Source organism: Pseudomonas sp. GM55, from assembly GCF_000282395.1.
Classification (GTDB): domain Bacteria; phylum Pseudomonadota; class Gammaproteobacteria; order Pseudomonadales; family Pseudomonadaceae; genus Aquipseudomonas; species Aquipseudomonas fluorescens_CC.
This window is the reverse complement of the sequence record NZ_AKJJ01000072.1, coordinates 14,306-26,907: the sequence shown is the minus strand read 5'-3', so window position 1 is coordinate 26,907 and position 12,602 is coordinate 14,306. Positions and strand designations below refer to the sequence as shown.

The following is a 12,602-nucleotide window of genomic DNA, read 5'->3' as shown; positions in this document are numbered from 1 at the left end:
TGCGTAATGACGGTTGCTCTGTGGTGCATTTTGATCGCGATCTTCCTGCCGTATGTATGCACGTGGATCGCCAAGCTCAGTGGCGGGTTCAGGCTGAAAGACAATCATGACCCTCGGGGCTTTCTCGACAATCTGGAAGGCGTCGGCAAGCGGGCGAATGCTGCGCAACTGAACAGTTTTGAAGTGATTCCGGCGTTCGCCGCTGCGGTGATCGTGGCGCATTTGGCCGGCAATGCCGAACTTGTGACGATCAATGTGCTGGCCGTGCTGTTCATCACCAGCCGCCTGCTCTACATCATTTGCTACCTGGCGGACTGGGCGACGTTGCGGTCGTTGGTGTGGTTCGTGGGGATGGCGTTGATTGTGAGTTTCTTTGTGGTGTCAGTCTAACTAAACGAACTTCGCTGACAAAGTAGACCTGCAGGAGCCGGCTTGCCGGCGATAGCAGGGTGTCAGGCAACATCGTTGCCGACTGATCCACCGCCATCGCCGGCAAGCCGGCTCCTACAGATGCTCACGGATTGTTTTTCACTGCATCAGCCACCTGCGGCACTTGCGGCAGCGCAGCACCCTTGGGCCATAGCATCCAGATCTGCCCCTGTTGTTTCATGTCTCCGGCCAGTTGCCCGGCCGCATCGCCGGTGCCCCAGAACAGATCCGCCCGCACCTCGCCGGCAATGGCGCCGCCGGTATCCTGTGCTGCCACGGGGCGAACCAGGGCTGTGCCGTCCGGCCTGGTGGTGGACAGCCACAACAGGCTGCCCAGCGGAATCACCTTGCGATCCACAGCCGCGCTGTAACCGGCGGTCAACGGTACGTTCAGCGAGCCGCGCGGACCTTCGTTGCTGTCCGGGTTGCGGGTGAAGAACACGTAGCTGGGGTTGCTGCCGAGCAGTTCGGGAATCCGCGTCGGATTGGCCTTGGCCCAGGTGCTGATGGCGCCCATGGTCACGTCTTCTTTTTTCAACTCGCCCTGTTCCACCAGCCAGCGGCCGATCGGTCGATACGGATGGCCGTTCTGATCGGCGTAAGCGATGCGCAATTGGCGACCATTGTCGAGCTGGATACGCCCCGAACCCTGGATTTGCAGGAACTGCAGGTTCATCGGATCGGTCAGCCAGGCCACGACCGGCGCCTTGACCCCTTTGCTTTCGATGGTCGCCGCATCGTCGTACGGTTTGAGTACGCGACCTTCGAGTCGACCGCGCAGGCGTTTGCCCTTGAGTTCCGGGTAAATGCTGTCGAGGGCGACAACGATCATGTCTTCGGGGACGCCATAGACCGGGATATTGGCGGCGCTGGTCTGGGTCAGGCTGCCGGGATAGACCGGTTCGTAGTAGCCGGTGATCAGGCCGTCGGGATTGTCGTTGGCGGCGCGCAGGCCATAGACATCGAGGTTTTGCTTGAGAAAACCGCGAATGTCGCCGGCGGTTTGCGGCACATTGGCAGCCGCCGCGCAAGTGCCGCCCCAGACCGGGTCGGCCTTGAGTCGGGTGCAGGCGCTGCGCCACGAACCGAAGCCGGCGACCAGGTCGTTGTCGGACACCGCCGGCAGCGCTTCCCATGTGGCGCTGGAGTAGGTGGCCAGGGCATGGGTTTTCGGTTTTTGATTTTCGCCACCGGTGCAGCCTGCAAGCAGGGCCACCATCGGCAGGGTCCAGGCCAGGCTGTGACGCCATGCCTTGAAACGGCTGTTCATGGAGTGATTCCTTTGCCGGTTGCCTGGGCGCTCCATGCGCTCAAACAACCCTTATTGATAATAGGGCTATTGGTCTTTGCCGATGACGCGAGGATACTGGCCGCCGTTTCCCGTGACCTGAAGCCACCATGACTCTCAAAAGACTTTCTGTTGTATTGCTGGCCTGCCTGACGTTGTCCGCTTGTGGCGGCGTCGACCCCAACTCGCCGCTCGGCCAGCGCAAGAGCATTTTCAAGCAGATGCTCAAGACTGGCGAAGACCTGGGTGGCATGTTGCGTGGGCGCATTCCATTCGATGGTCCGAAGTTCGCCGAGGGTGCGGTGAAGCTCGATGCGCTGTCCCGTGAGCCGTGGCAACATTTTCCGCAGGTCCGCGAGGAAGATCACACCAGCGCCAAGAGCGATGTCTGGGAGCAGCAGGCGCGCTTCCAGGCCATGGCCCGTGACCTTGAATCCGCCACCGGTGAATTGGTGATCGCCAGTCAGGTTCAACCCTACAAGGCCAGCAACCTGGGGCCGGCGGTGCAGAAAGTCGAAGATGCTTGCAGTGCATGTCATAAGGCGTTTCGGGATCATTGATTGGCGTTGCCCGGTCTGACGTCTTCGCGAGCAGGCTCGCTCCCACAATGATCGCATTCCCCTGTGGGAGCGAGCCTGCTCGCGAATGCTGCCTGGATAGCGCCAAAGATCTTTGAATCCTGCCTGTTCTTACTTATCCAGCTCATCGAGTGCGTCCTGCAATTCCTTGCGGGCATCGGCGAGCTTGTCTTTGCGCTTGTTGATCTTGTCGGGGTCGCCTTTGCTCATGGCCTTGTCGAGGTCTGCCTGACGCTTGCTGACTTCGTGCCTGGCGTCGAGCACCTTGTTTTCCCGTTCCTTCTTCAGCGAGGCGTCGGTGCAGTTCGCTTCGACTTCGCTCAGGGCTTTTTCCAGGCCTGCCTGCTGGTCGGCGTTGCCATGGACCTTGGCCAATTCGATCTGGTTGACGATACCTTGCTTCTTGGCGGCACAACCGGTCAGCCCTGGTGCTTCCTCGTCTGCCATCAACGGGGTGGCCAGCACACAGCAAAGAGTCAACAGGGCGAGCGGTGAAAGAAATTTCATAAAAGCTCCATGTAAGAAAGCAAGCGGGCCGGTGTGGCGATGGCTTGTTGGATCCCGGCGGTCCTCTTTGGGTTCCCGCTGGGCGCAGGGCTGACCGCTAAAAGCCGTCAATCCCCGCATCACGTAATGTTTCACTCAAGGCCAGGACCTGCGGATCGCTGAAAAAAGCGTTCAGTTGCGTCGCGCGTCCTGGCCCGATTCCGGCTTCGCCCCGCCATTGTTCGATGTCTCGCTGCGTCAGTGTCTGCCACGAGTCGCCGAGATACGCCTGACCTGTCGGCGGCATTCCCAAGGCTTTCAGCCAGTGCGCGAACGGTCGCTGCCGGGCCTGGTTGAAACTGTCTGCAAGGCGAGCCGCGCTGCGCTCGCCGAAACCGTCAATGGTAGCAAGCTCTTGGGCATCGAGCGTCAACCAATCCAGCAGACCGTTCAGGCGACCTGATGCAAGAAGTTTTTCCCAAGTGCCCGGACCCACATTGGGCAGCGCCAGCCCCTGTTTGCCGCTGAGCCAGGTCAGGCGCGCGAGAAACTGGCCCTCACAGCCCGGAGTCGGTTGCCAGCAACTCAACAAATGAAAGTCCGCCGCCAGCGGTGCGTTCACTTCGGCGCGTTCGCTGCTGCGCAATACAACGCTATCTAGCCTGGGAATGGTTAGTCCGGCCAGGCTGATGGCGACCTGATCTCCCGGACGGATGTCCAATGCCTGCCAGCGTTGCAGCGAACCGACGCTGACGTGTTTGATCTGCCGGTCATCGAGCTTCACCGGGGTCAGTTCAAGTACCGGAGTGATCCGCCCGGTCCGACCGATTTTGAAGTGAACCTGGCGGACCTCGGCCAGTGCCTGGGCGAAAGGGTATTTCCAGGCGATGGCCCAATAAGGTGACCTGGCCTGCCAGCGTTCGGCGGCTGGGCGTTGGTTCTGGCGCAGGACGATGCCGTCGCTGGCAAAGGGCTGGGGGGAGCGATACCAGTGTTCACGCCAGCGTTCGGCCTCGATCACGGAGGTGATTGGCTGGCTGTATGCCGTGGTACCCGGAAAGCCCAGCGCACTCAGTGCCGCGGCACGCGCGGGCACGCTCGCCGGCCCCTGGGGCCAGTCCCAGACAAACAAATCGATGCCGGCGGCCTGTTCGGGGCTCAAGACCTTGCGCGCCATCAGGCCCGCCACCGTGGCGCGAGCGTTGAGGCTCCCGGCCTGGGCTTGCACATGATCGGTCAGGCGCCAATACAGTTCGCCTTGCACGAGCAAGTCCCGGGGCTGCGGCAGGCGTTGCGGGATGGCCGGAATCTGCCGTGCCGGAGCCGTCCAGTCCTGACCGCTTTTGCCGTCGCCACGGCTGATTGCCTGGGCCAACAGGCCGTTGCGGTAAACCAGGGTCACCGCCACACCATCGATTTTTGGCTGGACCCAGACGTCCGCCCGGCCACGCAGCCAGTTTTCCACGGCGGGCCGATCGTGCAGTTTGTCCAGACCGGTGTGGGCGATGGGGTGAGGCAGTGTGCCGCGTGCAGTGCGCAAGGGGTCTGCGGACGGGCTCAGGTTGAAGCAGTGGCGCCATTGGGTGAGTCGCGCGCGGGACTGGTCGTAGAGTTCATCGGCGACCAGTGAGCGCCCGAGGCGGTGATAGTTGTCGTCCCAGAGGTCGATTTGCTGTTGCAGCTTGCCGACTTCGTTCAGGGCGCGTTCGGATGGCCAGCCCGGGCACTCGGCAGCGCTGGTGGTCAGGTGGGCAAAGGTCAGTACCGCGGCGAAAAACAGGCGCAGGTCGGGAAGCATCTTGAGCGTCCTTGCTCGGTGAGGTGCGTGAAGGCTAGGTCAATATCCGTTGGCGCAGAGAGGGGGTGTTTTGCCGGGTATTTCTAGTGGCTTTGCCGGCCTCTTCGCGAGCAAGCTCGCTCCCACAGGGTTATGAGTTAGTCAGAACGCCGCCGTCTATTGTGGGAGCGGGCTTGCCCGCGATGGCCGCGACGCGGTGTAAAGCGAACCCCAATAAAAAGCCCCGCAGGGCGCGAACCGTGCGGGGCTTCGGGTGTTGCGGGGAAGTCTTACAGGCCGGCAGCAGAACGCAGGGCGTCGGCGCGGTCGGTTTTTTCCCAGGTGAACGTGGTGAAGGTGTCTTCGCCAACGGTCTTGGTTGCCGGGGTGCGACCGAAGTGGCCGTACGCAGCGGTTTCCTGATACATCGGGTGCAGCAGGTCGAGCATGGTGGTGATCGCGTATGGACGCAGGTCGAACACTTCGCGGACCAGCTTGATGATCTTGTCATCGCTGATCTTGCCGGTGCCGAAGGTGTTCAGCGAGATCGAAGTCGGTTGGGCAACGCCGATGGCGTAGGACACCTGAATCTCGCAACGCTCGGCCAGGCCGGCGGCAACGATGTTCTTGGCCACGTAACGACCGGCGTAGGCAGCCGAACGGTCAACCTTCGATGGATCTTTACCGGAGAACGCGCCACCGCCGTGACGGGCCATGCCGCCGTAGCTGTCGACGATGATCTTGCGACCGGTCAGGCCGCAGTCACCCACTGGGCCGCCGATGATGAACTGGCCGGTCGGGTTGATGTGGAACTGGGTGTCTTTGCTCAGCAGTTCGGCAGGCAGCGCGTGCTTGACGATCAGCTCCATCACGGCTTCGCGCAGGTCTTTGTACGAGACTTCAGGGTTGTGCTGGGTCGACAGGACTACCGCGTCGATACCGACAACCTTGCCGCCTTCGTAACGGCAGGTGACCTGGGACTTGGCATCCGGACGCAGCCAAGGCAGCAGGCCGGATTTGCGGGCCTCGGCCTGACGTTGCACAAGCTGGTGCGAAAAGGTGATCGGTGCTGGCATCAGCACGTCGGTTTCGTTGCTGGCGTAGCCGAACATCAGGCCCTGGTCGCCGGCGCCCTGATCTTCAGGCTTGGCACGGTCAACGCCCTGGTTGATGTCAGGGGACTGCTTGCCGATGATGTTCATCACACCGCAAGTGGCGCCGTCGAAGCCGACGTCGGAGCTGGTGTAGCCGATATCGCAAATCACATCACGAACGATCTGCTCCAGGTCGACCCAGGCGCTGGTGGTCACTTCACCTGCAACGATGGCCACGCCGGTCTTGACCAGGGTTTCCACCGCTACGCGAGCGTGTTTGTCCTGGGCAATGATGGCGTCCAGCACTGCATCGGAAATCTGGTCGGCGATTTTGTCCGGATGCCCTTCAGACACGGACTCGGAGGTGAAGAGGGAGTATTCGCTCATCTCGATGTTTTCCTGAATTTACCGATGGTGAGTGTCGCCAGTCGGTCGCTGAAAATGGCGGACCTGGATCTGGAAACCATTGCGTAAGCCTACATAGAGGCTTTCCCCGGGAGCGAGTCCCGCAGCGGTGGCCCAACGGGCCAAATCGTCCTGTTCAAACCCCAGCCAGAGATCACCGCAGGCCTCCTTGGCCCAGCTCTGGTTGTGGCTACATAACTCTGTCACTAACAGGCTACCGCCTGGTTGCAGCAAGTGGGCCATGTGCTTGAGCGCATCGGCCGGCGCGGCAAAATGGTGCAGCACCATGTTCAGTACCACGCAATCGGCCTTGAGGCTGACGCCGTTCAATGCATCGGCCAACTGCAGGCTAACGTTAGTCAGCTTGTCGCGTTCGCAGACCTGGCGCGCCAGCTCGAGCATCGCGGTGCTGTTATCCAGCGCCGTGACTTGCGAGAAGCGGCGCGCCAGTTCCGGCAGGAATGCACCATCACCGGGGCCGACTTCAATGGCCGTGGCATCTTTGTCGAAGCTCAACTTGTCGAGCAGGGCCACCACGCTTTCGCGGTATTGCGGCAGGCCGGCGATCAAGTCTTGCTGGGCGCGAAACTTCTCCGCTACCCGTGAGAAAAAGTCCTGGCTGGCGGCTGCGCGTTGCCCATGAACCTGGGCGATGCGCGACTGTACGTCGCTCGGCAGCGTCAGGTTGTCCACTTCTTCGAGCAGGGCTGCGTGCAGTTTGCCGCCCAGCAGTTCGGTATGGGGCAGGGCGCGACGGTAGAAAATCGCGTTGCCTTCGCGGCGGGTTGCCACCAAGCCGGCCTGGGCCAGTACCTTGAGGTGGTGGCTCATGCCTGACTGGCCGATGCCGAAGATCTGCGCCAGTTCCAGCACGCCGAACGAGTCGTTGGCCAGTGCGCGCAAAACATTCAACCGCAGGGGATCGCCGCCAGCCTTGCACAAGGCCGCCAGCTCATCGCAATCGTCATGTTGAATGGAGGGCACGCGTAAATTCATAAGGCCGGCAGTCTAGTCACGGGCCGAAGGCATCGCAAGAGCAATATCAAAAAGTTTTGATATTGCTCGATAGATGGCACTTCCTGACGTTAGGTTCAGTCAACTAAGCCGGAGCAGAAAGGTTTCATCACGTTAATACGTCGTTATCCATTGGAAAAACGCCTCCAGATGACTATCTGTCATTGCCCCGAGGCGGCCCGGTGAGGGAAAATGCTCGCCTTTTTTCCGTTTCGTTTTATTCAAGCCCCCAGGAGAACAGCGATGCCTAGCCGTCGTGAGCGTGCCAACGCCATTCGTGCCCTCAGCATGGATGCCGTGCAAAAAGCCAACAGCGGCCATCCCGGTGCCCCAATGGGTATGGCGGATATCGCCGAGGTGCTTTGGCGCGACTACCTCAAGCACAACCCGAGCAATCCATCGTTCGCCGACCGTGACCGCTTCGTGCTGTCCAACGGCCACGGCTCGATGCTGATCTACTCGCTGCTGCACCTGACCGGCTACGACCTGTCGATCGACGACCTGAAGCAGTTCCGCCAACTGCACAGCCGCACCCCGGGCCACCCGGAACTCGGCTACACCCCGGGCGTAGAAACCACCACCGGTCCACTGGGCCAAGGCCTGGCCAACGCCGTGGGTTTTGCCCTGGCCGAAAAAGTCATGGCGGCGCAGTTCAATCGTCCTGGCCACAACATCGTCGACCACCACACCTATGTGTTCCTGGGTGATGGCTGCATGATGGAAGGCATTTCCCACGAAGTCGCTTCCCTGGCCGGTACCCTGGGCCTGGGCAAGCTGATCGCCTTCTACGATGACAACGGCATCTCCATCGACGGCGAAGTCGAAGGCTGGTTCACCGATGACACGCCGAAGCGTTTTGAGTCCTACAACTGGCAGGTGATCCGCAATGTCGACGGTCACGATCCGGAAGAGATCAAGACTGCGATCGAGACGGCCCGCAAGAGCGCGCAGCCAACCCTGATCTGCTGCAAGACCACCATCGGTTTCGGTTCGCCGAACAAGCAAGGCAAGGAAGATTGCCACGGCGCTCCGCTGGGTGACGCAGAAATCGCCCTGACCCGTGCGGCGCTGAAATGGAATCACGGTCCGTTCGAAATCCCGGCCGACATCTATGCCGAGTGGGATGCCAAGGAAGCCGGCCGCGCGGTCGAAGCCGAGTGGGACCAGCGTTTCGCGGCCTACTCCGCTGCCTTCCCGACCGAAGCCAACGAACTGATTCGTCGTCTGAGCGGCGAACTGCCGGCCGACTTCGCCGAGAAGGCCGATGCCTACATCGCCGAAGTCGCTGCCAAGGGCGAAACCATCGCCAGTCGCAAGGCCAGCCAGAATGCCCTGAACGCATTTGGCCCGCTGCTGCCTGAATTCCTCGGCGGCTCGGCTGACCTGGCCGGTTCCAACCTGACCCTGTGGAAGGGTTGCAAAGGTGTCACCGCCGAAGACGCCAGCGGCAACTACATGTACTACGGCGTGCGCGAGTTCGGCATGACCGCGATCATGAACGGCGTTGCCCTGCACGGCGGCCTGGTGCCTTACGGCGCGACCTTCCTGATGTTCATGGAATACGCCCGCAACGCGGTGCGCATGTCGGCCCTGATGAAGCAGCGCGTGATCCACGTCTACACCCACGACTCCATCGGTCTGGGCGAAGACGGCCCGACTCACCAGCCAATCGAGCAACTGGCCAGCCTGCGCTGCACGCCGAACCTCGACACCTGGCGTCCGGCCGACGCCGTTGAGTCGGCGGTGTGCTGGAAGTACGCACTGGAGCGCAAGGACGGTCCTTCGGCCCTGATCTTCTCGCGTCAGAACCTGCAGCACCAGACCCGCAATGCCCTGCAGATCGCCGACATCAGCCGCGGTGGCTACGTGTTGAAGGACTGCGCAGGCGAGCCTGAGCTGATCCTGATCGCCACTGGCTCGGAAGTCGGCCTGGCCGTTCAGGCCTTCGACAAACTGACCGAGCAGGGCCGCAAGGTGCGCGTGGTTTCCATGCCTTGCACCAGCGTGTTCGACGCCCAGGACGCCGGTTACAAGCAATCGGTCCTGCCGTTGCAGGTCAGCGCCCGTATCGCCATCGAGGCTTCCCATGCCGACTACTGGTACAAGTACGTGGGCCTGGAAGGCCGCGTGATTGGCATGACCACCTACGGCGAGTCGGCGCCTGCGTCGGCCTTGTTCGAAGAGTTCGGCTTCACCCTGGAAAACATCCTGGGTCAGGCTGAAGAGCTGCTGGAAGACTAAAAACGCGAATGCGGTGGCCTCGGCCACCGCAATCCCTGTAGGAGCTGGCTTGCCAGCGATGGCGTCCGCCCAGGCAACATTCATGCTGAGGCTGATGGCCATTTCGCTGGCAAGCCAGCTCCTACAAGGGTTGCGTTGCACACAAGAATTTCGTCTGGCTGCGTATTATCGAGAACCCCATGCCTCAACCGCGTCCCTACAAAGTTGCACTCAACGGCTACGGCCGGATTGGTCGTTGCGTCTTGCGTGCGTTGTTCGAGCGAGGCGACAAGGCAGGGTTCGAGATTGTCGCGATCAACGATCTGGCCGACATGGCCAGTATCGAATACCTGACACGCTTCGACTCCACCCACGGCCGGTTCCCCGGTGAAGTGAAGGTCGACGGCGATTGTCTGCATATTAATGGCGACTGCGTGAAGGTCCTGCGCAGTGCCACCCCTGAAGGCATCGATTGGGCGTCGCTGGGCATCGATCTGGTGCTCGAGTGCTCCGGTGCTTATCACACTCGCGAAGACGGCCAGCGTTTCCTCGACGCCGGCGCCCCGCGTGTGTTGTTTTCCCAGCCGATGGCCAGCGAGACGGACGTCGACGCGACCATCGTCTATGGCGTGAACCAGGATTGCCTGACCGGCGACGAGTTGCTGGTGTCCAACGCGTCCTGCACCACCAACTGCGGCGTGCCGCTGCTGCGCCTGCTGAATCAGGCCATTGGCCTGGATTACGTGTCGATCACCACCATTCACTCGGCCATGAACGATCAGCCGGTCATCGATGCCTATCACCACGAAGACCTGCGACGCACCCGTTCGGCGTTCCAGTCGGTGATTCCGGTGTCCACCGGTCTGGCGCGCGGTATTGAACGCCTGTTGCCGGAACTTGCCGGACGAATTCAGGCCAAAGCCGTACGGGTGCCGACGGTCAACGTGTCCTGCCTCGATATCACGATGCAGACCGCTACTGCGACCGACGCCACCGAGGTCAACCGGATACTGCGCGAAGCCGCCACCAGCGGCCCGCTCAAAGGCCTGCTGGCGTATACCGAGTTGCCGCACGCAAGCTGTGATTTCAACCATGATCCACATTCGGCGATCGTCGATGCCAGTCAGACCCGAGTTTCCGGCCCACGGCTGGTGAACATCCTGGCCTGGTTCGACAACGAATGGGGTTTTGCCAACCGAATGCTCGACGTTGCAGAACACTATCTGCAAATAGCTTCATCCAAAAAAACTGCTCTCTAAACAGCTACCCAGGAAATGCGACCCATGACCGTGTTGAAGATGTCCGACCTCGATCTGCAAGGTAAGCGCGTATTGATCCGCGAAGACCTCAACGTCCCAGTCAAGGACGGTGTTGTCACCAGCGATGCGCGTATCCTGGCCTCGCTGCCGACCATCAAGCTGGCCCTGGAAAAAGGCGCGGCCGTGATGGTCTGCTCGCACCTTGGCCGTCCGACCGAAGGCGAGTTCTCGGCCGAGAACAGCCTCAAGCCAGTCGCCGACTACCTGAGCCGCGCCCTGGGCCGTGAAGTGCCACTGGTGGCCGACTACCTGGGCGGCGTTGACGTCAAGGCCGGCGACATCGTGCTGTTCGAAAACGTGCGCTTCAACAAAGGCGAGAAAAAGAACGCCGACGAACTGGCCCAGCAGTACGCCGCCCTGTGCGACGTGTTCGTGATGGACGCCTTCGGCACCGCGCACCGTGCCGAGGGTTCGACCCACGGCGTGGCCAAGTTTGCCAAAATCGCTGCTGCCGGCCCGCTGCTGGCTGCTGAACTGGATGCGCTGGGCAAGGCTCTGGGCGCTCCGGCCAAGCCAATGGCTGCCATTGTTGCTGGCTCCAAGGTGTCGACCAAACTCGACGTACTGAACAGCCTGAGCCAGATCTGCGACCAGTTGATCGTCGGCGGCGGCATTGCCAACACCTTCCTGGCCGCTGCCGGTCACCCGGTCGGCAAGTCGCTGTACGAGCCGGACCTGCTCGACACTGCTCGCGCCATCGCCGCCAAAGTCAGCGTACCGCTGCCAGTGGACGTGGTGGTTGCCAAGGAATTCGCTGAAAGCGCCGCTGCGACCGTCAAGCTGATCGCTGACGTCGCTGCCGACGACATGATCCTGGACATCGGCCCGCAGACCGCCGCGAATTTCGCCGAGCTGCTGAAGTCGTCGAAAACCATTCTGTGGAACGGCCCGGTTGGCGTATTCGAATTCGATCAGTTCGGCAATGGCACCAAAGTGCTGGCCCAGGCCATCGCAGACAGTGCTGCGTTCTCCATTGCCGGCGGTGGCGACACCCTGGCTGCCATCGACAAGTATGGCGTGGCCGAGCAGATCTCCTACATTTCCACCGGTGGTGGCGCGTTTCTCGAATTCGTCGAAGGCAAGGTGCTGCCAGCCGTCGAAGTCCTGGAAAGCCGGGCCAAGGCCTGAGGGTCGCCCGTTTGACCAGGCAAGGGAGTGTGGACATGGTCAAGACGTTAGCGCTGTTGATCGTCGCGGGTTCACTGGCGGCTTGCGGGAGCAGCCCGAAAGCCACGCCGGAGCCCGAGGCGCCGGCGTCACGCAACGGCTGTTATCAGGCGGACTGGCAGGCGGAAACCAACCCGGTGCTCAACAAGCGCTCCGGGCCCGAGGGCCTGGACAAATACGAGACCCAGGCACCCGCCAAGGAACATGGCTGCCCTTGACGGGTCTGACTCTTTACTCAGGGCTGGCGGCGTGTGCCGTCAGCCGAGGGACACGGATGAAAGGTTTTATCGCCGTTACGGCGCTGGCGCTGTTGGCGGGTTGTGCTCAGTTGAACCTGTTCCAGTCGTCCGCACCTGTGGATAACTGGACCACCTGGACCTGCGACAGCCAGGCCAAAGTGGTTTGGCGTTACACCGACGACAGCCGCAAGGAAGTAGATGTACGCCTGGGCGGCGCCGATCAGGTCTATCGCTTGAAGCAGGAGCCGGGTGCATCGGGTTCGCTGTACAGCAATGACATGCTGGCGTTTCACATAAAAGGTGAGGAAGGCCTGGTTTACTGGGTCGCCACCAATGATTTGATTGGCCGTGGTTGCAAGGCCGAATAACAACGGCTTGACGCAACCCCTGTAGGAGCTGGCTTGCCAGCGATGAGGCCCTTGAGGCATGCGCTGTCCAAAAGGACGCCATCGCCGGCAAGCCGGCTCCTACAAGGGATGTGTTGACCTGTAGAGCAATGACCGAATTCGCAGCCCGGGCCAACCCCCGATCTGCAATAACTTGAATAGCCGCCGCCGCTACGGCAGGCTGGCACGATTAACGACCC

The 12,602-nt window shown here is 61.4% G+C and carries 12 protein-coding genes; 7 read left to right on the top strand and 5 right to left on the bottom strand.

Annotated features, from left to right (window positions below; translation table 11 throughout):
- Positions 1–6: 6 nt before the first annotated feature.
- The gene (locus tag PMI31_RS19080) at positions 7–390 is read left to right on the top strand and encodes an MAPEG family protein (RefSeq protein WP_008019915.1); all 384 of its coding nucleotides are present in this window, start codon (positions 7–9) and stop codon (positions 388–390) included.
- Between the two features lie 124 nt (positions 391–514).
- On the opposite strand, the gene mltA is transcribed toward PMI31_RS19080, so the two are convergent.
- Entirely contained in the window at positions 515–1,699 is a 1,185-nt protein-coding gene (gene mltA / locus PMI31_RS19075) for a murein transglycosylase A (protein ID WP_008019913.1), read from the bottom strand.
- Between the two features lie 128 nt (positions 1,700–1,827).
- On the opposite strand from mltA, the gene PMI31_RS19070 reads away from it, so the two are divergent.
- Positions 1,828–2,277, top strand: coding sequence for a c-type cytochrome (locus PMI31_RS19070; protein ID WP_008019911.1), 450 nt, complete (start codon positions 1,828–1,830; stop codon positions 2,275–2,277).
- Positions 2,278–2,406: 129 nt separating this feature from the next.
- Here the strand turns inward: PMI31_RS19070 and PMI31_RS19065 are convergent, their stop codons facing one another.
- From PMI31_RS19065 to PMI31_RS19050, 4 genes are all read right to left on the bottom strand, one after another.
- Positions 2,407–2,802: a DUF1090 domain-containing protein gene (locus tag PMI31_RS19065; protein WP_008019910.1), complete on the bottom strand. Its 396-nt coding sequence runs from the start codon at positions 2,800–2,802 to the stop codon at positions 2,407–2,409.
- Positions 2,803–2,899: 97 nt separating this feature from the next.
- Positions 2,900–4,579 carry an NAD-dependent DNA ligase LigB gene (gene ligB / locus PMI31_RS19060; RefSeq protein ID WP_008019907.1) on the bottom strand — a complete coding sequence of 560 codons (1,680 nt, stop codon included), beginning with the start codon at positions 4,577–4,579 and terminating at the stop codon, positions 2,900–2,902.
- Between the two features lie 269 nt (positions 4,580–4,848).
- Complete coding sequence (gene metK, locus PMI31_RS19055; protein ID WP_008019905.1) at positions 4,849–6,039, bottom strand: methionine adenosyltransferase; 1,191 nt, start codon at positions 6,037–6,039, stop codon at positions 4,849–4,851.
- 18 nt (positions 6,040–6,057) lie between these two features.
- Positions 6,058–7,053 carry an ArsR/SmtB family transcription factor gene (locus PMI31_RS19050; RefSeq protein ID WP_008019904.1) on the bottom strand — a complete coding sequence of 332 codons (996 nt, stop codon included), beginning with the start codon at positions 7,051–7,053 and terminating at the stop codon, positions 6,058–6,060.
- Positions 7,054–7,314: 261 nt separating this feature from the next.
- Here PMI31_RS19050 and tkt point away from each other — a divergent pair, with 261 nt between their 5' ends.
- From tkt to PMI31_RS19025, 5 genes are all read left to right on the top strand, one after another.
- On the top strand, positions 7,315–9,312 hold the full coding sequence (tkt, locus tag PMI31_RS19045; protein ID WP_008019902.1) for a transketolase: 1,998 nt from the start codon (positions 7,315–7,317) through the stop codon (positions 9,310–9,312).
- Between the two features lie 179 nt (positions 9,313–9,491).
- A complete protein-coding gene (gene epd, locus PMI31_RS19040; protein WP_008019900.1) occupies positions 9,492–10,550 on the top strand; it encodes an erythrose-4-phosphate dehydrogenase in 1,059 nt (352 codons plus the stop codon).
- 24 nt (positions 10,551–10,574) lie between these two features.
- On the top strand, positions 10,575–11,738 hold the full coding sequence (locus PMI31_RS19035) for a phosphoglycerate kinase (protein WP_008019898.1): 1,164 nt from the start codon (positions 10,575–10,577) through the stop codon (positions 11,736–11,738).
- Positions 11,739–11,773: 35 nt separating this feature from the next.
- Positions 11,774–11,995 (top strand): hypothetical protein, encoded by a 222-nt coding sequence (locus tag PMI31_RS19030; protein WP_008019897.1) that lies wholly within the window; start codon positions 11,774–11,776, stop codon positions 11,993–11,995.
- A 56-nt stretch (positions 11,996–12,051) separates the two neighbouring features.
- Positions 12,052–12,384, top strand: a complete 333-nt coding sequence (locus tag PMI31_RS19025; protein ID WP_008019895.1) for an MliC family protein — start codon at positions 12,052–12,054, stop codon at positions 12,382–12,384.
- The last annotated feature ends 218 nt before the right edge of the window (positions 12,385–12,602 follow it).